Annotated in this window: 18 protein-coding genes; 10 read left to right on the forward strand and 8 right to left on the reverse strand. The window is 33.3% G+C overall.

All coding sequences use genetic code 11. The features are described from left to right. Positions 1–2: 2 nt before the first annotated feature. Positions 3–422, reverse strand: a complete 420-nt coding sequence (locus tag ACQ0RB_RS05940) for a helix-turn-helix domain-containing protein (protein WP_430497193.1) — start codon at positions 420–422, stop codon at positions 3–5. Between the two features lie 153 nt (positions 423–575). Next, positions 576–1967: a tRNA uridine-5-carboxymethylaminomethyl(34) synthesis GTPase MnmE gene (gene mnmE, locus ACQ0RB_RS05945; RefSeq protein ID WP_131507532.1), complete on the reverse strand. Its 1392-nt coding sequence runs from the start codon at positions 1965–1967 to the stop codon at positions 576–578. 146 nt (positions 1968–2113) lie between these two features. On the opposite strand from mnmE, the gene ACQ0RB_RS05950 reads away from it, so the two are divergent. Beyond that, the gene (locus ACQ0RB_RS05950; RefSeq protein WP_430497195.1) at positions 2114–3253 is read left to right on the forward strand and encodes a redoxin domain-containing protein; all 1140 of its coding nucleotides are present in this window, start codon (positions 2114–2116) and stop codon (positions 3251–3253) included. A gap of 54 nt (positions 3254–3307) precedes the next feature. Here ACQ0RB_RS05950 and ACQ0RB_RS05955 read toward each other — a convergent pair whose 3' ends face one another. Next, entirely contained in the window at positions 3308–3958 is a 651-nt protein-coding gene (locus ACQ0RB_RS05955) for a rhomboid family intramembrane serine protease (RefSeq protein ID WP_430497197.1), read from the reverse strand. Positions 3959–4020: 62 nt separating this feature from the next. Here ACQ0RB_RS05955 and ACQ0RB_RS05960 point away from each other — a divergent pair, with 62 nt between their 5' ends. Beyond that, positions 4021–4911 (forward strand): lysophospholipid acyltransferase family protein, encoded by an 891-nt coding sequence (locus tag ACQ0RB_RS05960; RefSeq protein WP_131507536.1) that lies wholly within the window; start codon positions 4021–4023, stop codon positions 4909–4911. On the opposite strand, the gene ACQ0RB_RS05965 is transcribed toward ACQ0RB_RS05960, so the two are convergent. Both ACQ0RB_RS05965 and glmM read right to left on the reverse strand, forming a co-directional pair. Then, the gene (locus ACQ0RB_RS05965; RefSeq protein WP_430497199.1) at positions 4912–6408 is read right to left on the reverse strand and encodes an aminotransferase class V-fold PLP-dependent enzyme; all 1497 of its coding nucleotides are present in this window, start codon (positions 6406–6408) and stop codon (positions 4912–4914) included. Between the two features lie 54 nt (positions 6409–6462). After that, positions 6463–7851 carry a phosphoglucosamine mutase gene (gene glmM / locus ACQ0RB_RS05970; RefSeq protein ID WP_131507539.1) on the reverse strand — a complete coding sequence of 463 codons (1389 nt, stop codon included), beginning with the start codon at positions 7849–7851 and terminating at the stop codon, positions 6463–6465. Positions 7852–7926: 75 nt separating this feature from the next. Between glmM and ACQ0RB_RS05975 the strand changes: the two genes are divergently transcribed. The 4 genes from ACQ0RB_RS05975 to ACQ0RB_RS05990 all read left to right on the forward strand — a co-directional run bounded on the left by ACQ0RB_RS05975 (position 7927) and on the right by ACQ0RB_RS05990 (position 11385). Then, positions 7927–8532, forward strand: a complete 606-nt coding sequence (locus tag ACQ0RB_RS05975; RefSeq protein WP_430497202.1) for an ACP phosphodiesterase — start codon at positions 7927–7929, stop codon at positions 8530–8532. Continuing rightward, on the forward strand, positions 8529–10232 hold the full coding sequence (gene ggt, locus ACQ0RB_RS05980) for a gamma-glutamyltransferase (protein ID WP_430497204.1): 1704 nt from the start codon (positions 8529–8531) through the stop codon (positions 10230–10232). Before ACQ0RB_RS05975 ends, ggt begins: the two co-directional genes overlap by 4 nt. Positions 10233–10311: 79 nt before the next feature. Next, positions 10312–11010, forward strand: a complete 699-nt coding sequence (locus ACQ0RB_RS05985) for a hypothetical protein (RefSeq protein WP_430497206.1) — start codon at positions 10312–10314, stop codon at positions 11008–11010. Further along, entirely contained in the window at positions 11011–11385 is a 375-nt protein-coding gene (locus ACQ0RB_RS05990; protein WP_343797242.1) for a hypothetical protein, read from the forward strand. Positions 11386–11392: 7 nt separating this feature from the next. Here the strand turns inward: ACQ0RB_RS05990 and ACQ0RB_RS05995 are convergent, their stop codons facing one another. From ACQ0RB_RS05995 to ACQ0RB_RS06005, 3 genes are all read right to left on the reverse strand, one after another. Next, positions 11393–11920, reverse strand: coding sequence for a hypothetical protein (locus tag ACQ0RB_RS05995; protein WP_430497208.1), 528 nt, complete (start codon positions 11918–11920; stop codon positions 11393–11395). Between the two features lie 187 nt (positions 11921–12107). Continuing rightward, positions 12108–13568, reverse strand: coding sequence for a potassium/proton antiporter (locus ACQ0RB_RS06000; RefSeq protein WP_430497210.1), 1461 nt, complete (start codon positions 13566–13568; stop codon positions 12108–12110). A 17-nt stretch (positions 13569–13585) separates the two neighbouring features. After that, positions 13586–14419: a peptidylprolyl isomerase gene (locus ACQ0RB_RS06005; protein WP_430497212.1), complete on the reverse strand. Its 834-nt coding sequence runs from the start codon at positions 14417–14419 to the stop codon at positions 13586–13588. Between the two features lie 212 nt (positions 14420–14631). Between ACQ0RB_RS06005 and uvrA the strand changes: the two genes are divergently transcribed. Genes uvrA through ACQ0RB_RS06025 form a run of 4 tightly spaced genes read left to right on the forward strand, consistent with a single transcriptional unit; the run spans position 14632 to position 22306 of the window. Beyond that, the gene (gene uvrA / locus ACQ0RB_RS06010) at positions 14632–17463 is read left to right on the forward strand and encodes an excinuclease ABC subunit UvrA (RefSeq protein WP_430497214.1); all 2832 of its coding nucleotides are present in this window, start codon (positions 14632–14634) and stop codon (positions 17461–17463) included. 26 nt (positions 17464–17489) lie between these two features. After that, complete coding sequence (locus ACQ0RB_RS06015; RefSeq protein ID WP_129760586.1) at positions 17490–18179, forward strand: TIGR00730 family Rossman fold protein; 690 nt, start codon at positions 17490–17492, stop codon at positions 18177–18179. 27 nt (positions 18180–18206) lie between these two features. Next, on the forward strand, positions 18207–19478 hold the full coding sequence (locus ACQ0RB_RS06020) for a hypothetical protein (protein WP_430497216.1): 1272 nt from the start codon (positions 18207–18209) through the stop codon (positions 19476–19478). Further along, the gene (locus tag ACQ0RB_RS06025; protein ID WP_430497218.1) at positions 19475–22306 is read left to right on the forward strand and encodes a metalloprotease; all 2832 of its coding nucleotides are present in this window, start codon (positions 19475–19477) and stop codon (positions 22304–22306) included. The genes ACQ0RB_RS06020 and ACQ0RB_RS06025 overlap by 4 nt, the downstream gene beginning before the upstream one ends. Positions 22307–22442: the final 136 nt, after the last annotated feature.

The following is a 22442-nucleotide window of genomic DNA, read 5'->3' on the forward strand; positions in this document are numbered from 1 at the left end:
TGCTAATTAAAAAGGTTTTCTATTTGCCATCTGGCTACAATACGTTTTCTTCCGAAAGGAACAGCTTTTAAACGTCCTTGTTGAATCATTCTTTGAATGGTCCATCTACTAACACCAATTAATTGAGAAGCCTCTGTAACGCTTAAAAAATCTTTATTGTTTACAGCATTTGTATTTTGAACCTCAACCACTTCATTCTTTTGCTTCATATCAGCATTAAGAGTTGATTGAATTTTTTCTTTACGCTTTCTGACCTTATAGGCTTTTTTAGCGCAAGAATTACCACAGTATTGAGTTACTGTTGTACGTGCTGTAAAAGCATTTCCGCAATGCTTACAAGTTTTCGGGATGTATAAATTACTGCTCATAAATGGTGCTTTATGTAGCGTTATGGTGCAACGTGGGGCAATATGGTGCATCATTTCGCCTTTATTTTTGCCAACAGATTTGGGCAACAAATCCGTATGTTGGGCAACATATATGAAACAAATATAGTTAAAAAAGGGCAATTAGGCAACAAAAAAGAATATGTAAACCGCTGAAAAACAAGCAAAAACTAACCAAAAGAAGCTTAATTACTTCCCGATACAGAAATTAGCAAAAATATTACCAAGTAGGTCATCATTAGTAATCTCTCCTGTAATCTCACCAAAGTGGTAAAGCGTTTGTCGTATATCAATAGCCAATAAATCTCCTGAAAGCCCAGAGTCTAGTCCATACTTCACTTTCTGAACCTCTTCAAAAGCCTTTAAAAGAGCATCATAATGACGAGTGTTAGTTACAATAGTTTCGTTGTTACGAAGAGCACCTGTATTAATTAAATTCAATAACGAATCGGTTAATTGCTCTACACCAAAACCTGTTTTTGCTGAGAGTAACTGCACGCCTTCAATCTGTTGCTGTAATGTAGCAAGTTGGCTATCATCAAGTAAATCTATCTTGTTGGCAATAATAAGCAAAGGTTTTTGAGGGTACTTATTTTTTATTTTTTCAAGTTCTATTTGTATCGATTTTAAGTCAGTAATCCCTTTTGTACTGTCAAAGAGATAGATTGTGACTTGAGATTGTTCAATCTTTTCAAAAGTCTTTTTAATTCCAATACTTTCAACAACATCTTCTGTTTCTCTTATACCTGCAGTATCTATAAATCGAAACCCGATACCTCCTATAGATAGCTCATCCTCTATAGTATCTCTTGTAGTACCTGCAATATCACTCACAATAGCACGCTCTTCATTCAATAGCGCATTCAATAAAGTAGATTTTCCAACGTTTGGTTCACCAACAATAGCTACAGGAATTCCGTTTTTGATGACATTTCCAACAGCAAACGAGTCTATCAAACGTTTTAATACAAATACAATACGGTCAACTAAACTTTTAAACTGTGTACGATCTGCAAATTCAACATCTTCTTCAGCAAAATCAAGCTCTAACTCAATTAAAGATGCAAAATTTAAAAGCTCTTCTCTCAACTTTGCAATCTCACTCGAAAAACCTCCTCGCATCTGCTGCATTGCTATTTGATGAGATGCTTCGTTATCACTAGCTATTAGGTCTGCAACAGCTTCTGCTTGACTCAAATCAAGTTTTCCATTTAAAAAGGCACGTAGCGTAAACTCACCTGCATTAGCCATTCGACAGCCTTTTCTAAGAAATAATTGAATAATCTCCTGTTGTATATAGGCTGAACCATGACAAGACACTTCAACCACGTCCTCTCCAGTGTAAGAGTTTGGATTTTTAAATACCGAAACTAATACTTCATCATACACTCGTTTATCCTCTACAATATGTCCTAAATGTATGGTATGTGTCGCTTGGTCTTTAAGTGACTTATTGTTTTTTACTGATTGAAAACAACTATCTGCTATTGCTATAGCGTCCTTTCCGGAAAGTCGTATAATAGCTATTGCACCACTCCCTGATGGTGTTGCCAAAGCTACAATAGTATCTTGATGAAACATCTTTGATATAATTTTTAACAAAAGTATTGTAAAATTACTAGTACTCACTAATTGAACCTAGTTTCTTTAGGATTTTATTAAGAAAAAACCATTGACATTCTCCTATATTCATTAGTATATTTGTGCAACTTTAAAAAGAATATAAAATGAAAAAAATACTTGGTTTTCTATTAGTAAGCTTATTACTAACTGCTTGTGAAACTACCGAAAAGCCTGATGGATATGTAGTAAACGGAACTGCCAAAGGGGTTTTAAATGGTATTAGAGTGTACTTAAAATCTAGAGATGACAAAGGAAAAGAAATGTTTAAGGACACAGCTATAATTGTAGATGAGAAATTTAAGTTTGAAGGCAAAATTGAAAACCCTCAAATGTGGTTCTTACAAGTAAATAGCGTTCCTGGAAGCAAACCTTTTATGATTGAAAATGGAGTTATAAACATACAGGTTGAAAAGGACAGTATGCATACTACTAAAGTATCAGGAACAAAGTCCAATAAAGCCTTTGAAGAATATAATCTTAAAGTAAAAGAGCTTTCTCAAAAACGCAGAACTTTAAGCATGAATCATAGACAAGCTGAAAGAGGTACAGATTCTGCAAAAACTAAACTAATCAAAGAAGATTTAGACAAGCTTACTAACGAAATGATGAGCTATCCTTTTGAGTTCATAAACAAAAACAATGACAACTTCTTCTCTTTAGTATTGATTGAATCGTTATTAGGAGGTAACAATACCGATTTAGACAAACTCAGCAATGCATTTAACAATCTTGAAAGTGACATTAAACAATCAATCTACGGAATGAGAGTTAACACTAGAATAATAACCAAAAAACAAGAAAAAGAACGTTTAGCAAACCTTGAAATAGGAAAAGCTGCTCCTGAGTTTTCAGCACCAGACCCAGATGGAAAAATGCTTGCCTTAAAAGATATGAGAGGAAAAGTAACTATTATCGACTTTTGGGCTTCATGGTGTGGACCTTGCAGAAGAGAAAACCCTAACGTAGTAAAAGTCTACGAAAAATACCACGACAAAGGTCTTGAAATTATTGGTGTGTCTTTAGATAAGCAAGGTCAAAAAGACAGATGGTTAAGTGCTATTGAAAAAGACAAATTAACTTGGCATCATGTATCTAACCTAGCTTATTTTAACGATCCTGTAGCTAAACAATATGCGATTAATTCTATTCCTGCAACTTACATTTTAGATGAAGAAGGAACAATTGTAGCAAAAAACCTCAGAGGTCCAGCTTTAGAAAATAAAATTGCTGAATTATTAGATTAACAACACACAAGCACTAAAACAAAAAAGCCTTCAATTATGAAGGCTTTTTTGTTTTTATAACTTTCCTATTTTATGCATCACAAATAAAATAAGTATTGGCACAGCTAATAAACCTACAAATAACAAATTGGTTTCAAACAACCAAGGTGCCAGCATTAGAGTTACAATATAGCCTCCTACTGCTCCACCAAAATGCGCATCGTGTCCTATATTTCCTATTCTGTTTTTCATTCCGTATATAGAATATAAAAGATACCCAATCCCAAAAATATATCCAGGTATTGGTATAGGAACAAAAAACATATAAAGTCCCATATTAGGCTCCAATAATATCGCAGAATACAACACACCAGTAACAGCTCCACTTGCTCCTACTGCACTGTAATAATATTCATCTTTATGAAAATATAACGAGAGTAAGCTCCCTAAAATTAAACTGGCAATATATACTATAATAAAGTTTAAACTGCCTAAATAAGCAATAACAACATCAGCAAAAAAGTATAAGGTAAACATATTAAAAAACAAGTGCATTGTATCTACATGTAAAAACCCAGAACTAAACATGCGTATTTGTTCTCCTCGTTTTATACTTCCTACATTAAATTTATAGCGCTCAAAAAAGCCATAATCATTAAGTCCTTTGAAAGAAATAATAACATTGGCAGCAATAATAACAATTGTAACTAAACTTAAATTACCCATAAACTGTAAACGTTTAAATAGAATATAACATATATTTGCTGATGCAAATCTAATACTAAAAAATGCAATTTCTAGTTTACATTCTGGTTTATCCCTTTTTATGGCTTATTTCTATTTTACCATTCAGACTACTGTATGCATTTTCTGATTTTGTATATCTTTTTGTCTTTCGCATTTTTGGTTACCGAAAAAAGACTGTAAAAGAAAATCTTCGATTAGTATTTCCTGATAAATCAAAAGAAGAAATTAATAGAATTACCAAAGTTTTTTACCACCACTTATGCGACATGATAGTGGAGTCTATTAAGTCCATGACCATTTCTGAAGCTGAAATGAAAAAACGTTTCACCTTTACTAATATTGATGTTATAAAAGCTATTGAAGAGCAAAATAAAAGTATCATTTTAATGTGTGCTCATTATGGGAGTTGGGAGTGGATATTTATTCTTCAAACTTATGTAAAATATAGAGGAAATGCTGTCTACAAGAGATTAGCTAATAAATATTTTGACCGATTAGTAAAACGTATTCGTGCCAAATACAACAGCTACCTTATCACTACTAAAGAAACTGTTCCAACGCTTATTGACTTAAAACGAAAAGGGATTTTAACGATAAACGGATTTGTATCAGACCAATCACCTAAGCCTAGTAAAGCATTTCACTGGAATGAATTTATGGGCTTAAAAGTACCTGTATATACTGGAGCTGAAATGCTAGCCAAAAAACTAGATATGGCTGTAGTATTTTTTAAAGTGAAAAAGCTAAAACGCGGATATTATGAAACCACTTTTGAAACTATTACACTAAATCCAAAAGAATATAAAGACTACGAAATCACTGATATCTTTTTAAAGCTGGTAGAGCAACAAATCTATGAAGCTCCTGAGTATTATCTATGGACTCACAAACGTTGGAAACATAGAGACAAAGTGCCTGAAAAGTTTTTATAATTACAACTTAAACCAATTGTCAATTGGTGTATTATTTGAGTTTGTCGCGTTCTTATGAATAAACTCATTGGTCATCTTATTGTAGTTGTAATCTTCTGCCCAAACCTTATGGTTTGCTACCAATGCTTTTAAGCTTTCGCAAACATAATTTACTTCTTCAGTTGTTGTTGTTGGGTGAATAGAAAGTCGTATCCAACCTGGTTTTCGCGTTAGCTCACCCAATGAAATTTCTTGAGTTAACTCGTGAGAAGTATCATAATCTACATGCAACAAATAATGTCCATAGGTTCCTGCACAACTGCAGCCTCCACGTGTTTGAATTCCAAAACGATCATTAAGTAGTTTTACGCCTAAATTATAGTGTAAATCATCAATATAAAACGAAAATACGCCTAGTCTTTCTTCATGTTGACCTGCTAAAATATTTAAGTGTTCAACATTGCCCAATTCACTAAAAAGCGTAGTCAATAGCTCATGCTCTCGTTTTAGCATATTGTCAACTCCCATTTGCTCCTTCAATTTAATCGCTAAAGCAGTTTTAATAGTTTGAAGGAAACCTGGTGTTCCACCATCTTCTCTATCTTCAATATTATCAAAATACTTATGTTCTCCCCAAGGGTTAGTCCAACTTACAGTACCTCCTCCTGGACAATCAGGAATCATATTTTTATACAATTTCTTATTGAAAATCAACACACCTGAAGTTCCTGGTCCACCCAAAAACTTATGAGGTGAAAAGAAAATAGCATCTAAGGCTTTTGCTTCGTCTTTAGGATGCATATCAATATCTACATAAGGTGCTGAACAAGCAAAATCCACAAAACAAACGCCTCCATGTTGATGCATCAGTTTTGCAATATCGTGATATGGTGTTTCAATTCCTGTAACATTAGAACCTCCAACTACCGAAGCTATTTTTAAGGTTCTGTCTTTGTATTGATGTAGTAATTTTTCAAGATTTTCTAAACTGAATAATCCTTCTTCTCCTGGTGGAATTACCTCAACCTTTGCGATGGTCTCTAACCATGATGTTTGATTAGAGTGATGTTCCATATGCGTGATAAAAACAACTGGTTTCATTTCGTCAGGAACAGCAGTGTAACTCTTAAGGTTTTCAGGCACTTTCAAACCTAAAATACGTTGAAACTTATTTACAGCATCAGTCATTCCACTACCACATACAATCAACACATCGTCTTCATTGGTATTAACATGTTGCTTTATAATTTGACGTGCTTTATGGTACGCTTTAGTCATTGCTGTACCTGACACAGTGGTTTCGGTATGTGTATTGGCTACAAAAGGTCCAAAATCATTAGCTATTTTGTTTTCAATAGGTCTGTACAAACGTCCTGATGCAGTCCAGTCGGTATATATGATTTTTTGAGTTCCAAAAGGTGATTGAAACTCTTGGTCAATTCCTATAATATGCTGTCTGAATTGTTGAAAATACTGTTCTAATTCAGTGGTGTTATGAGTCATTTCAGTCGTCAGCATAAGTCTGTGATTTAAAAGATAAAGTTACTAATTTTTCTACGGAAGTTTTTTTTACTAATTACTAATAGCTTTAATTTCTGAAATGATTTTATCTGCTAAAGTATCAGCTTCTTCTTGAGAAGGTGCTTCAGTATAAATTCTAATAATAGGCTCAGTATTACTCTTTCTTAAATGCACCCAACTATTACTGAAATCAATTTTTACACCATCAATAGTGGTAAGTTTTTCATGGCTATACTTAGCTTCCATTTGCTTTAAAATACCGTCAACATCCAATTCTGGTGTTAATTCTATTTTCTTTTTGCTCATATAATACAAAGGATAAGTTGCCTTTAACTCACTTACTCGCATCTTTTTCTTTTGTGCCAACAAGCTTAAAAACAACGCAATCCCAACTAAAGCATCACGACCATAATGTAACTCAGGATAAATGATTCCTCCATTACCTTCTCCACCTATAATGGCATTATTTTTTTTCATAAGCTCCACAACGTTCACCTCTCCTACTGCACTAGCTTCATAAGTTCCTCCATGCTTTTCTGTAACGTCACGCAATGCTCTTGTAGAACTCATATTGCTCACAGTATTCCCTGGAGTTTTACTCAACACATAATCTGCACAAGCTACAAGGGTGTATTCTTCTCCAAACATGTCGCCATTTTCATCCATAAAGGCTAAACGGTCAACATCAGGATCTACCACTATTCCTAAATCTGCACGTTCTTTTACAACAGCTTCTGATAAGTCGGTTAAATGCTCTTTTAAAGGTTCTGGATTATGCGGAAACTGTCCGTTAGGTTCGCAATATAGTTTTACGGTATGCACTCCCAATCGATCTAACAATAACGGAATTGCAATACCTCCTGTAGAATTTACACCATCAACTACCACTTTAAAGTTAGCCGATTCAATGGCTTTTTTATCTACCAAAGGTAAATTTAAAACCTCATCAATGTGCATATCAATATATGCTTGGTTTTTTGTGATTTTTCCTAAACTATCAACATCAGAAAAAGTCATGCTATCATTTTCAGCAATTTCTAAAATCTTAGCACCTTCCGCACCATTCAAAAATTCACCCTTAGCATTCAACAACTTTAAGGCATTCCATTGTTTTGGATTATGACTTGCGGTTAAAATGATGCCTCCATCAGCATGCTCCATAGGTACAGCAACCTCAACCGTTGGTGTTGTGGACAAGCCTAAATCTATAACATGAATTCCTAAACCTACCAAAGTGTTCATTACTAAGTTTTGTATCATTTCACCAGAAATTCTAGCATCTCTACCAACTACTACTCTGTAATTTTCTTTTTGGCGTTGTTGTTTTAACCACGTACCATAAGCCGAAGCAAATTTTACAGCGTCAATAGGTGTTAAGTTTTCACCAACTTGTCCGCCAATTGTACCTCGTATTCCTGAAATAGATTTTATAAGTGTCATGAATTTATTCTTATTTTTAGCAAATATACCATTTCAAAACCGTAAACCTAAAATCGTAATTCGTAAATTCGACCTATGAATTTTCTAGCTCATATATACCTTTCTGGAGACAACGAATTTGTAACTATTGGTAATTTTATTGCTGATGGTATTAGAGGAAAATCGTATAAAAAATTCCCAATTGATGTTCAAATAGGCATTCTACTACATCGCGAAATTGACACATATACTGACGCACATCCTATTGTAAGACAGAGCACAAAACGCTTGCATAAAAACTACAGTCATTACAGTGGTGTAATAGTTGATATTTTGTACGATCATTTTTTGGCAAAAAACTGGAAAGACTATTCCAATGTTCCTTTAGAAGTTTATGTTGAACAGTTTTATGATTCGTTAGAAGCTAATTTTGAAATGCTTCCCAATCGTACACAACGAATGTTACCACACATGATAGCTGACAACTGGTTGTTAAGTTATGCTAAAATTGAAGGTATTCAACGCGTTTTGGATGGTATGAACCGTCGTACTAAAAACATTTCTGGTATGAACACTGCTACTAACGAACTTAAGCAATACTACGCTGAGTTTGAAAATGAATTCACTTCTTTTTTTGAAGAATTAAGAGCCTTTACCAAACAAAAACGAATAGACATAACAAAAACATTTCAGCATAAATGAAAAAACTCATTCTGTTCTCACTCTTCTGTATCACTTTAATTTCTTGTAACGAAAACTCTAAGAAACAAACCCAACCCAAAACGCAAAGAGGTTTAATCACTTCAAAAGCTATGGTAGTTTCTGCAAGAGCTGAAGCTTCAAAAATAGGAACAGATATTTTAAAAAAAGGAGGTAATGCATTTGATGCTATGATGGCTACTGAAATGGCTTTGGCTGTAACTTACCCTTATGCAGGCAACCTTGGTGGTGGCGGATTTATGGTTTACAGACTCAACGATGGCACTTTTGGCGCTTTGGATTATAGAGAAAAAGCTCCTTTAGCAGCAACAAAAAACATGTATCTTGATGAAGAAGGTAATGTTATAAAAGACAAAAGTACAGTTGGTGCTTTTGCGGTTGGAGTTCCTGGTACTGTAGCTGGTATTTTTGCGGCTCACGATAAATTTGGCTCTTTACCTGTTGCTGAAATCCTTCAACCTGTAATTGACTTAGCAAACAATGGTTTTGTTATTACTGAAAAACAACAGCAACGCTTTACAGAATATGACAGTATTTTTAAAGCTGTTAATGAAAAAGAAATACTGTTTTCAAAACACACTAAAGCTAACGACACCATCAAAAACCTTAAACTTGCTGAAACTTTAAAACGTATAGCCAGCAAAGGAAAAGAAGAGTTTTATAAAGGTGAAACAGCGCAAAACTTAGTTGATTTTTTAAGTCAAAAAGGTGGGGTTATAACACTTGAAGATTTAGAACTCTATGAAGCTAAATGGCGAGATCCAATTACTTTTAATTACAAAGACATTAAAGTAGTCTCTATGTCTCCACCTTCCAGTGGTGGTATTTGTCTAGCGCAAATTATGAAAATGATTGAGCCTTTCGACATTCAACAGCATGGACATAATTCGTTAAAAGCTATTAAAGTAATTGTCGAAGCAGAACGTCGTGCTTATGCTGACCGTAGTTTTTATTTAGGCGATCCTGATTTTGTAGATATTCCAACCAATCATTTGTTGAGTGATGTATACTTACAGGAGCGCATGAGTGATTTTTCTTTTAAAAATCCTACCATTTCCGATTCTCTATCTTACGGAATAATTCCAGGTTATGAAAGTGACCAAACCACGCACTACTCTATTGTAGATCAATTTGGGAATGCTGTATCTGTTACAACAACACTCAATGGTGCTTATGGTTCAAAACTGTATGTTGATGAACTAGGTTTTTTTCTTAATAACGAAATGGACGACTTTAGCAGCAAACCAGGAGTTCCTAATGTGTATGGCCTCATTGGTGCTGAAGCCAATAGTATTGCACCACAAAAACGCATGTTAAGCGCTATGACACCTACAATTGTTGAAAAAGAAGGCGAATTACACATGGTACTTGGAACTCCAGGAGGATCGACCATTATTACATCAGTATTGCAAACTATACTTAATGTTGAGGAATTTGGTATGACAATGCAACAAGCTGTAGATGCTCCTCGTTTTCACCATCAATGGTTACCTGATGAAATTAGAATGGAAGTTAACCGTTTTCCTGATGAACTTAAACAACAACTTCAAAAAAACGGTTATCCTATCAATGAAGAAGCACCTCCTATTACCGCAAGAGTAGATGCTATTTTAGTATTAGATGATGGCACCTTAGAAGCTGGTGCTGATCATCGAGGAGATGATACTGCTAATGGCTTTTAATCGAAATAATTTAATAGTCAACGTACAATTGAATAGCAATTAAAAAAATCGCTTAACTTAACCTTTCAAAAATTAATATATGTCATCTAAAAAGATATTAAAAATAGTTGCTGGAGTAATCATTTTTATTACTCTACCTAGCCTTTTGCTTTTTGGATATCTGCATTTTAAATATGATGAAGACCTTCCTGTTGGTGTACAAAATGAGCAAGCTGACGCTTTAGCAAAAAAAATGCTAACTGCTCTTGATTATGAAGCTTATAAAAACACGAAGTATATTGAATGGACCTATAAAAAACGTAGGCATTACAAATGGAAAAAGAGCGAACATTCTTGTACTGTTTATTGGGAAGAATACAAAGTTGATTTAAAACTTAATGAGCTAAACAGCAGTAAAGCTTACGTTCATAATTTTAAAGTTGAAGGCGAACAAGCTAAAAACTTGATTGCTGAAGCCCATACATATTTTAGTGAAGACTCATTTTGGTTGGTTGCACCATACAGAGTCTTTGATGAAGGTGTTACGCGTAGTGTAGTTAATGTAAACGGAAAACAAGAATTACTTGTAAACTACCAACCTGATGATACTTATTTATGGCAACTAGACACAAACGGAATGCCTACCAGTTTTAAAATGTGGAATGACAAACTCCCTTTTGATGGTGTAGAGCTCTCTTGGAAAGACTGGACAACTACCGAAAGTGGTGCAAAGCTACCAACCTTTCACAAGTTTATGTTTTTTGGGATGGAACTCCAAGATGTTAAAGGCACTAAGTAAATGCTAAAGAAAATATTCAATCTGGTTTATGATGTTCTTATTTTTATCTCAAACCTCACAGGATTTAGCTACAAAGAGGTAAACATTATTATTTGGTATATTATTATTCCTTTGTTTTGGTGCATACTTATTGACAAGATTATAAAACGTCATTACTTAAAAATTGCATTTACACTCATTGTAGTAATTACACTATTAAGCGTTAAAAGTTTTTCAGAATTTTCAAATCAGTTGTTTGATGCATCTGCAGACTTTTTAAGAAGTTTTAATGCAGTAGGAAGCAATTACACCACCTCATCAGTAGTTATATGCGTTGTTATACCAATTGCTATCAGTATTTACCTTATCAAAAAAGCATTCAAAAAAGAATCTTAGTAATTAATTAACCTCCTTTTTGACCAATAAACTGTTGCGATTTTAATTTAAAAAGCACATTAAAGGTTGTTAAACTACCGTAACTCCTGGTGATGTATTGTTGTAAGTCTATTTTTTCTTGCTCATCAAGATTTTTACTGGAGTTAATTTTTTGTTCCATAACACGTAATCTATCACGCACCATTGTTATCTTATGAAAAAAAGTATCTATTGGTAACTCTTTTCCTTGTAAACTTGTATCTCCAGGTTCCATAACAAGTTTACCGCCTTTCCATTTATCAGCAATTGGCACTACTTCACTTACATCACTCCAACGTTTTAAAATTTGTACCAAGCTACTTTCAACTTCACAAAAACTAATAGTATCAACATCGTCTTCACAAAGTTCTATAACTTCAAAATCGCTATCGATATCAATAGTTTCTAATCCGTTTTCAATAAAAGTTACCCAATAGTGTTTTGATGTAACATTAGTCACTACACCTTTTCCGTACTCGTTGTGGTTTATTCTAGAACCTATTCCTAGTAATTGCATAAATTATAAGTTTTATGTTTAAGTAAAATGCTTGTTATTTAAAATTAAAATTTTTGGATGTATTAAGACAAACTAAAATACATTCGCAGAGTTAAAAGTAGTTATTTTTTATACGAATACTAAAAATCAACTCCTCAATTTATCACACAAAACACTGTTTCATAATTGACATTGCTATTGCAAAAAACTACCCGTTAATACAGCTATTCACTTCTATAAAATCATCTTGAGTATCTGCAATCACCATTAACACATCATTTTCTAACAATTCCGTGGAGCCTCCAGGTCTAATATATTCTTTACCTCTTTTTATCATTACTATAAATGCCGATTTAGGAAACTTAACATCAACTATTCGTTTATTAGCTGCATAAGAATGAGGTGAAATCACAAACTCTTGAAATGACGATTTAGGCAAATCTAGTATAAGCCTATCAACCTCAGTTATTTTTTTAGTTTCTTCTGGTAAAGCCACTTTTAACCAATTAGCAAAAATCGAAAGTGTTGTACCTTGTATTAAAACCGATGTTACCGAAATAAAAAATACAATACTAAACATCATGTTTGCTTTATCAATTCCTGCTAGCAAAGGATATGTAGCAAATACAATAGGTACAGCTCCTCGCAATCCAACCCAAGAGATGTAAGCACGCCTTCTTAGTTTCATTTTAAAAAACATCAAACTAATAAAAACACCTATAGGTCTAGCAACAACAATAAGAAACAAAGAAATAAGTAGTCCGATACCTATATAAGGAACAATTTGAGAAGGAAATACTAATAAGCCTAAGGTAAGGAATAAAACAATTTGCATTAACCAAGCCAACCCATCAAACATCTTTAAAATTGTAGATTTATGAATTAAGTCTTGATTTCCTAAGTAAACAGCACAAATGTAAATAGCAAGAAAGCCATTACCTCCTATAAAATCGGTTGCTGAAAATGTAATAAACATTAGTGCTATTGCTAAAACTGGGTACAACCCTTCAAAGCCTAGTTTAATAGTATTTATAGTAAACTTACTCAATTTACCAAATCCAAAACCTGCTATACAGCCTATAACCATTTGCTGTAAAAATAAAGGGATGATTGACCACGCACTTTGGTCTTGATTTACTACCAACGTTAAAAATGCAATAGTTAACACATAAGCCATTGGGTCGTTACTTCCGCTTTCAAGCTCTAGTGTAGGGCGAAGATTAGTGCGTAACGAAAGATTTTTAGAACGTAAAATTGAAAATACAGCAGCAGCATCAGTTGACGACACAATAGAACCTAACAATAAACTTTCATAAATCGTAAAATCGGTAACCATCCAAACAAAAACACCTAGCGAAGTAGCTGTAAGCAATACTCCTAAAGTAGACAACATTAAACCTTCTCTTAATACAGGTTTAACCGATTTCCAACTGGTATCGAGACCACCTGAAAACAAAATAAAATTAAGTGATACAATACCTATAAACTGCGCTAGCTTAGGGTCGTCAAAATAAATCCCCACAATACCATCAGAACCTGCTAACATCCCAATCACTAAGAAAAGTAGTAATGTTGGCACTCCAAATTTATAGGAAGTTTTACCCACAACAATACTCACAAAAAGCAATAACGAACCTATTAAAAGTATATTTTCAATTGTTATATTCATAAAGTTGTATCAGTCAATCAGTTTTTTAGTTCTGTACTAAGAATTATTACATTTTCCAAAGGTCTGTCATTTTCATCGGTTGGCAAATTTACAATTGAATCTACTACATTCATACCGTCAATTACTTCGCCAAAAACAGTATAATTTTGATCTAAATGCGGAATACCTCCTATAGATTTATAGACTGCTCTATGTGCTTCAGGAATAGTGTAGGCTTCAAAATCAGTATAAGTTTCAGCTAATTGTTGTATACTATCATTAAGCTTAGTTGCGAGCTGCTCATCATTACCTTCACTTGCTATCTTTAATGCTTCAAACAAAGGTTTATGCGCTTTACTTTTAATTACATGAAAACGCGCAGTCATAGTGTTAATGCGTTGTTGAGCAACATCCAGCAAGCTATCGTTATACACTTTACCATCAACTATAAAAAATTGCATAGCGCTTGATGCTCTTGTTAAATTTTCTTCTCTTGCAGTAGCCAAGGCACCTCTTTTATGAAATAAATTTGGTCTAAATTCAGCTGGTACAGTATAATCTAAATCACCTTCGCCTAAAAACTTTCCTATTGGTGCATTTTTACTATCAGGATCTCCTCCTTGTATGACAAAGTCTTTAATGACACGATGAAACAACAAGCTGTCATAAGCATGCTCATTTATCAGTTTTATAAAATTATCTCTGTGCTTAGGAGTGTCGTTAAAAAGCTCTAAGGTTATTTCGCCATAATTAGTTGTTAATACTACTATTGTATTACTAGTATCTTCTATTTTCTTTTTTTCTGGTTTTGAATTGCATCCTAAATACATAAGCATGCTTAACAGAACAAATGCTACGTTTTTGTTTTTCATTTTCACAAATCAAAATTTACACTCACTAATATACACTTTTATGCCTTTTAGCATCATAACATTGTACTTTTTTCCACATTACTTTATGACAACCTATATTTTAAAATTCAGCAAAAACTAATACGCTCAGTAATATCTTTTTAACAAAACTCTAAAACAGCTTCACTTCGTTTTGTATTACTAAATCTGTACCTTTGCAACTTTGCAATTCTATGAGTCAATTTGAAGAACATATAGAGGTTCAAGGCGCAAGAGTCCATAACCTCAAAAACATAGACGTTACAATACCTCGCGAAAAGCTTGTGGTTATCACAGGTCTTTCAGGTAGTGGTAAGTCTTCTTTAGCATTCGATACTATTTATGCCGAAGGACAGCGTCGTTATATTGAAACCTTTTCGGCTTATGCGCGTCAGTTTTTAGGTGGATTGGAGCGTCCTGATGTCGATAAAATTGATGGACTATCTCCTGTAATTGCTATAGAACAAAAAACAACTAGTAAGTCGCCTCGTTCTACAGTAGGTACTATTACCGAAATATATGATTTCCTCAGGCTTCTTTTTGCTCGTGCAAGTGATGCCTATAGTTACAACACTGGCGAAAAAATGGTGAGCTACAACGATGAGCAAATTAAAACACTTATTGTAGAGTCTTTTAATGGCAAACGTATAAATATTCTTGCGCCTGTTATTAGATCTCGTAAAGGTCACTATCGCGAACTCTTTGAGCAAATTGCAAAACAAGGTTTTGTAAAAGTGCGTACTGATGGCGAAATAAAAGACCTTGTAAAAGGTATGAAGTTAGACCGTTACAAAACGCATGATATAGAAATTGTAATTGACCGACTTAAAATTGATAATTCTGCCGATAACGATAAGCGCTTAACAGAAACCATAAACACAGCCATGTATCATGGAGACGATGTGCTTATGGTGTTAGACCAAGACACTAACGAGGCACGTTATTTTAGTAGAAACCTAATGTGTCCTTCTTCTGGTATTTCTTACCCAAACCCAGAACCTAATAACTTTTCATTCAATTCACCTAAAGGTGCTTGTCCAAAGTGTAATGGTATTGGTAGACTTTATCAAATCAACGAACGTAAAATTATACCAGACGACAGTTTATCTATAAAAGCAGGAGCACTTGCACCTCATGGACCACAAAAGAACTCATGGATTTTTAAACAGTTAGAAACCATTGCGCATCGCTATGGCTTTAGCTTATCCGATCCTTACAAAAGTATTCCTGAAGACGCTAAACAAATGATTCTCTATGGTGGAAATGAAAAGTTTTCGGTAGAAAGTAAAACACTTGGTGTTACCAGAGATTATAAAATCGAGTTTGAAGGTGTTGCTAATTTTATTGAAAGCCAATACAACAATGCAGAATCAACATCTTTAAAACGTTGGGCAAAAGACTACATGGATAAAGTAAAATGTAGCGAATGTGAAGGCTCTAGACTTAGAAAAGAATCTTTATACTTTAAAGTTAATGGTCTTAATATTTCTGAATTAGCAAACAAAGACATTGTTGATTTGGTAGATTGGTTTAAAGAATTACCTAAACATCTATCAGAAAAACAGTTTAAAATTTCTGAAGAAATACTAAAAGAAATTTCAACACGATTACAGTTTTTGTTAGATGTAGGACTTGATTACTTATCGCTTAACCGAAGCTCAAAATCGCTTTCTGGTGGAGAAGCACAACGTATTAGGCTTGCCACTCAAATTGGGTCGCAACTGGTTGGTGTACTTTATATTTTAGACGAACCTAGTATAGGCTTGCATCAACGCGACAACGAAAAACTTATCAACTCGTTAGTGTCGTTGAGAGATATTGGCAACTCGGTAATTGTTGTTGAACATGATAAAGACATGATTGAACGTGCCGATTATGTTATTGATATTGGACCAAAAGCAGGAAAATATGGTGGCGAAATTATAAGTATTGGTACACCTGATGAATTAAAAACACATCATACACTAACTGTCGATTATCTTAATGGTAGTAAAGCTATTGAAGTACCAAAAGAACGTCGTGAAGGCAATGGAAAATTCATTGAACTAAAAGGTTGTACTGGTAACAACTTAAAAAATGTTTCAGTGACTATTCCATTAGGAAAAATGATTGGAGTTACTGGTGTTTCAGGAAGTGGAAAATCAACACTTATCAATGAAACCTTATATCCAATAATGAATGCGCACTACTTTAATGGCGTAAAAAAACCAATGCCTTACAAGAGCATTAAAGGTTTGGAGCATATTGATAAAGTTATAGACATTAACCAATCACCTATTGGTAGAACACCTCGTAGCAATCCTGCAACTTACACTGGTACATTTAGCGAAATACGAAGCCTTTTTGCTAAAATACCTGAAGCTATGATTAGAGGTTACAAACCTGGTCGTTTTAGCTTTAACGTAAAAGGAGGTCGTTGTGAAACTTGTCAAGGTGGTGGTTTACGTGTTATTGAAATGAATTTCCTTCCAGACGTTTATGTAGAGTGCGAAACCTGTCAAGGCAAACGCTTTAATCGTGAAACCCTCGAAATTAGATATAAAGGTAAAAGCATTAGCGATGTACTCAACATGACTATTAGCGAAGCTGTAGACTTTTTTGAGCACATTCCAAAAATCCATAAAAAACTAAAAACCATAAAAGACGTTGGTTTAGGATACATTACATTGGGTCAACAAAGTACAACGCTTTCAGGTGGTGAAGCACAACGTATTAAACTAGCTACTGAACTTAGCAAGCGAGATACAGGAAACACCTTTTACATTCTTGACGAACCTACAACAGGCTTACATTTTGAAGACATTCGTGTACTTATGCAAGTACTTAATAAATTAGCCAACAAAGGAAATACTGTACTTATCATTGAGCACAATATGGATGTTATAAAAATGATGGATCATATTATTGATGTAGGTTACGAAGGCGGAAAAGGTGGCGGACAAATTGTTGCTGAAGGCACTCCAGAAGAAATAATAAAACACAAAAAAAGTTACACTGCGCAATTCCTTAAAAAAGAACTAAATTAGCATGTTACAAAAATAAGATTTACACTATGAGAAACGAACAACATCACAAAAGATGGAATGAAATAAAAACAAACGACTCTTGGGCAATTTTTAAAATCATGGGAGAGTTTGTTAATGGTTATGAAAAATTAAGCAGAATTGGACCTTGTGTTTCAATTTTTGGTTCAGCAAGAACAAAACCAGACCACAAATACTACAAACTAGCTGAAGAAGTTGCTAGTAAAATTGTAGACCATGGTTATGGTGTAATTACTGGTGGTGGACCTGGTATTATGGAAGCTGGAAACAAAGGAGCTCACATTGCTGGAGGAACATCGGTAGGACTTAACATTGAGTTGCCGTTTGAACAACATGACAACCCTTATATTGATTCTGACAAGAGTTTAGATTTTGACTATTTCTTTGTAAGAAAAGTAATGTTTGTAAAATACTCTCAAGGTTTTGTTGTAATGCCTGGTGGTTTCGGAACTTTAGACGAGTTGTTTGAAGCGATTACCTTAATTCAAACCAATAAAATTGAAAAATTCCCTATTATACTTGTAGGAACAGAATTTTGGAGCGGATTGATGGATTGGGTTAAAGCAACACTTTTAGAAACTCACAATAATATTAGCCCTAAAGACTTAGATTTAATTCATTTGGTGGATACTGCTGATGAAGTTTTAGAAATTCTTGATGCATTCTACAAAGAATTCAACTTGAGTCCTAACTTCTAAGAGAAAATTGCTTTCCAAAATATAGTTATGAAAAAGAAGAACATAGCATTGCTTGTACTAGCTTGTATGCTTAATATTTATGGTCTCTTCTCGCAAGAGACCTTCAATGTTATGTTCTATAATCTTTTAAACTATCCTCTAGAGAACAATGTAGAAAATAGGTTGCAATACCTTAACACCATTGTTGATGATTACCGACCAGACTTATTTATGGTTTGTGAACTCAATAATGAAAATGGAGCTAATGACATATTAGCTATGATGCAAAGCATAAATCCTAATTATAATAGAGCTGCTTTTGTTCTTAATAATTCTGATGACAATCTTGGTAATCAAAATGACCTACAAAACCTTATCTATTTTGACACTTCAAAATTTATTTTAGAAAGTCAGAATGAAGTGATTACTATTTATAGGGATTTTAATCATTACAGATTAAAGTTAAACACTGTAAATCAAAGCACAAATCCTATTTATATTGATGTTATTGTTTGTCATTTAAAAGCTTCTAGCGGAACAGACAATCAAGCATTACGACTTCAAATGGTTCAAGATTTAATAGATTACTTGGCCACTTTTCCTGCAAACAGCAACGTTATTTTGGGAGGCGACTTAAATGTTTACACCCATTCCGAACCTGCTTTTCAAGAACTAATTGACACTTCAAACAACATTACATTTGTTGATCCTGCTAACAGAATTGGAAGTTGGCACAACAACAGTAGCTACGTTGACGTTTTTACTCAATCAACCAGAACGCAAACTGGTTTAGGAGGAACTACAGGTGGTTTTGACGACAGATTTGATTTTATTTTAGCTTCAGAAAACATGCTTACCAATACTGATATTTTTTATGTAAACGATTCTTATAAAGTATTTGGTAATAACGCTAACACCTCTTGTCATAATCAAGAAATAAATTCAACCAATTGCTCAGGAACCGATTTTGATTTTAATATTAGAAATGCTCTGTACTATTTTAGCGATCACTTACCAGTGACTTTACAATTACAAACTACTGAGGTTTTAAACACTCACAGTCCTGAGTTAAAACAACCAATACGCTTTGTTGGTTCAAATATTTTGAATACTTCTTTTTTAGAATTAGAGATCCGTTCTGAAGCGCTTTTTAAAACGACTATAACTATTTATAATGGTATTGGTCAATTGGTAAAAACCATTCCTTTAAAAAATTCGATATATATTAGGGAAGATATTTCAAATCTATCAAATGGTTTATACTATATTACCTTGTCCCAATTTAACAGTAACCCTTTAAAGTTTGTGGTAGCGAATTGAAATCAGCAATAACTATATATCTACTTTTATTAGTAAACCTTTGTACATGGGCTCAAAATAAAATTGAGCTAAATGCAAAGTTTGACATTCCTAATAAAACCCTGCATATAAAGCAATATATTTCCTATCAAAACACCTCAAAAGACACTTTAAAGACCATATATTTAAACGATTGGAACAACGCCTACTCCGTTAAAACTAGTCCGTTAGCAAAACGTTTTACTGAAGAATTTAATAACAAATTCCATTTTGCTAAAAGTGATGAAAGAGGCTACACAACTATTACATCGGTTAAAGAAAATGAAGGTGACGATTTAGAGTTTACTCGTTTAAAAAACCATCCTGATGTTATTGAAATCACACTTAACAACGCTATTCCTCCAGGAGAATCGTACAATATTCTTTTAAATTACAACTTAGTTGTTCCTAATGATACTTTTACCAGTTATGGAATAACCGAAACCAAAGATTTCAATTTAAAGTATTGGTATGTAACACCTGCTATTTATGATGGTGAATGGCATTACTACAGCAATAAAAATCTTGACGATTTATACCTACCAAAAACCGACTTAACGTTTGAAATTGAGCACCCAAGAAACTATGCGCTCATGACAGAGTTAAACACGCTTGCGCTTAACCAAACTGATAGTACATTAATTACTATTATAAATGGAAAAGATCGTATTAATTCTTTTTTATCTCTAGCTCGATTTCCTGATTTTAAATATGTAAAAACCGATAATGTAACTGTTATTACTAATTTAAAAGAAGAAAACTTAGAAGCACATGAAAGAGCTATTATAACTGATAAAGTACTTAGTTTTATTGATGACAACTTAGGAAAGTATCCACATGAAAGAATGCTGTTAACCGAAATTGAGTATAAAAAAGACCCTTTGTATGGCCTTAACCAGTTACCAAGTTTTATTAGGCCTTTTCCTGATAATTTTCAATACGAACTGAAGCTTTTAAGAACAGCTCTCAACAAATATCTTGAAAATACATTATTGATAAATCCTCGTAAAGACTATTGGCTAAAAGATAGTTTTCAGGTTTATTTTCTAATGAAATATATTGAAGAACATTATCCAGACATGAAGCTTCTAGGAACATTAGCTGATGTTTGGGGAGTAAGATCTTTTCATGCTGCCGATTTAAAATTCAACGACCAATACCTGTTGTTTTTTATGCAAATGGCTCGTACTAACAGAGATCAACCTTTGGCAATGTCTAAAGATTCTTTATTAAAGTTCAATGCTAATATTGCAAGTAAGTATAAAGCAGGTTTGGGTTTAAAATACTTAGACGATTTTATTAATGGAAATATACTTGAGCAGACTATCGTTCAATTTTTAAAAGAAACTAGGCTACAACCAACTTCTTCTAAAGCATTTGAATCACTTTTAAAACAAAACACCTCAAAAGATATCGATTGGTTTTTTGATGATTATCTAACAACAAGAAAAAAGATTGATTTTAAAATTAAAAATGTTTCAAAAACCGAAGATTCAATAACATTTACTATAAAAAACAAGCGTAAAAATGCAATGCCTGTGTCGTTATTTACTTTAAATAACGATTCAATACTTTCTAAAACTTGGATAGAAAATGTTAATGGAAGTAAAACGTTAACCATACCAAGAAATGACGCTAATAAGCTGGTTTTAAATTACGACAATGCAATACCAGAAATAAACCTAAGAGATAACCAAAAATCCTTAAAAGGTTTTTTCTTCAACAATAAACCATTTCAATTCCGATTATTTAAGGATATTGAAGATCCTCATTACAACCAAGTATTTTTAATGCCAATTGTAGAGTATAAAAATATTTACGATGGTTTAAATTTAGGAGCAAAAATCTATAATAAAACATTGTTGCGTAAAAAATTAAACTACAAGTTTTCTCCACAATACTCAACAAACTCTAAGACCTTAACAGGATCTTCAACTGTTTTGTTTACTCACAATATTGAAAACAACGACCTTTACAATATTACCTACGGTTTAACCGCTAGTTATTCATCTTTTGCTGAAAATGCTTTTGTAACCATAGTATCGCCTACACTTTCATTTTATTTTAGAGATGACAAAAACTTTAGGTCTAACAAGTCTAACTACATTAACTTAAGGTATTTGGATATTTCAAGAAAGCAAGAAGACAACAATCTTGTATTGACTGAAGAACCAGATTATGGTGTTTTCAATATTAGATATATAAACTCTAATCCTGGTTTGGTTGATTTTTATAAAATTTATACAGACTTTCAAATAGCCAATAAATTTGGTAAAATAGCTGTAAACTACGAGTATCGTAAGCTTTCTGAAAATAACAGACAATTTAACTTTAGGTTTTTTGCTGGTACATTTTTATACAATAAAACCGATGCCAATAACAACTACTTTAGTTTTGCATTAGACAGACCTACTGATTATTTATTTGATTACGATTATTTAGGACGCTCTGAAGCTTCTGGTATTTTTAGTCAACAAATTATCATTGCCGAAGGTGGATTTAAATCAAAGTTAAGACCTGCTTTTGCCAACCAATGGATGACAACTATAAATACCAGTACAAGCATTTGGAAATATATTGAAGCCTATGGAGACCTTGGTCTTGTAAAAAACAAATACTCTGATGCTGAAGTCGTTTATGACTCCGGAATACGATTAAACTTAGTACCAGATTATTTTGAAGTATTTTTCCCTGTATATTCCAATTTAGGATGGGAAATTGCTCAACCACATTACGATCAAAAAATAAGGTTTAAATTTACAGTAGACCCACAAGCACTTTTAGGCCTATTTAGAAGGAAGTGGTATTAGGAATTTATTAACAGATTCTTAATTTTTATCGATTTAATAGAGAAATATTAAAAATATTTGCTTTTTTTTGATATATTCTTAATATTATAACAAATTTAAGCATTGTAAAGAACAGAAAGTTTCCCTAAATTTGCAA

Origin of the sequence: Gaetbulibacter sp. PBL-D1 (assembly GCF_050509525.1) — a bacterium.
Classification (GTDB): Bacteria; Bacteroidota; Bacteroidia; order Flavobacteriales; family Flavobacteriaceae; genus Gaetbulibacter_B; species Gaetbulibacter_B jejuensis.

Bases quoted from the DNA above. Each gene is read 5' to 3' on its own strand.
- ACQ0RB_RS06020 (WP_430497216.1), top strand. From the start codon at position 18,207: ATGAAAAAGAAGAACATAGCATTGCTTGTACTAGCTTGTATGCTTAAT.
- ACQ0RB_RS05955 (WP_430497197.1), bottom strand. From the start codon at position 3,958: ATGGGTAATTTAAGTTTAGTTACAATTGTTATTATTGCTGCCAATGTT.
- ACQ0RB_RS05990 (WP_343797242.1), top strand. From the start codon at position 11,011: ATGCTAAAGAAAATATTCAATCTGGTTTATGATGTTCTTATTTTTATC.
- mnmE (WP_131507532.1), bottom strand. From the start codon at position 1,967: ATGTTTCATCAAGATACTATTGTAGCTTTGGCAACACCATCAGGGAGT.
- ACQ0RB_RS06000 (WP_430497210.1), bottom strand. From the start codon at position 13,568: ATGAATATAACAATTGAAAATATACTTTTAATAGGTTCGTTATTGCTT.
- ACQ0RB_RS05965 (WP_430497199.1), bottom strand. From the start codon at position 6,408: ATGCTGACGACTGAAATGACTCATAACACCACTGAATTAGAACAGTAT.
- ACQ0RB_RS05975 (WP_430497202.1), top strand. From the start codon at position 7,927: ATGAATTTTCTAGCTCATATATACCTTTCTGGAGACAACGAATTTGTA.
- ggt (WP_430497204.1), top strand. From the start codon at position 8,529: ATGAAAAAACTCATTCTGTTCTCACTCTTCTGTATCACTTTAATTTCT.
- ACQ0RB_RS05995 (WP_430497208.1), bottom strand. From the start codon at position 11,920: ATGCAATTACTAGGAATAGGTTCTAGAATAAACCACAACGAGTACGGA.
- ACQ0RB_RS05950 (WP_430497195.1), top strand. From the start codon at position 2,114: ATGAAAAAAATACTTGGTTTTCTATTAGTAAGCTTATTACTAACTGCT.
- uvrA (WP_430497214.1), top strand. From the start codon at position 14,632: ATGAGTCAATTTGAAGAACATATAGAGGTTCAAGGCGCAAGAGTCCAT.
- ACQ0RB_RS06005 (WP_430497212.1), bottom strand. From the start codon at position 14,419: ATGAAAAACAAAAACGTAGCATTTGTTCTGTTAAGCATGCTTATGTAT.
- glmM (WP_131507539.1), bottom strand. From the start codon at position 7,851: ATGACACTTATAAAATCTATTTCAGGAATACGAGGTACAATTGGCGGA.
- ACQ0RB_RS05960 (WP_131507536.1), top strand. From the start codon at position 4,021: ATGCAATTTCTAGTTTACATTCTGGTTTATCCCTTTTTATGGCTTATT.
- ACQ0RB_RS06015 (WP_129760586.1), top strand. From the start codon at position 17,490: ATGAGAAACGAACAACATCACAAAAGATGGAATGAAATAAAAACAAAC.
- ACQ0RB_RS05940 (WP_430497193.1), bottom strand. From the start codon at position 422: ATGATGCACCATATTGCCCCACGTTGCACCATAACGCTACATAAAGCA.
- ACQ0RB_RS05985 (WP_430497206.1), top strand. From the start codon at position 10,312: ATGTCATCTAAAAAGATATTAAAAATAGTTGCTGGAGTAATCATTTTT.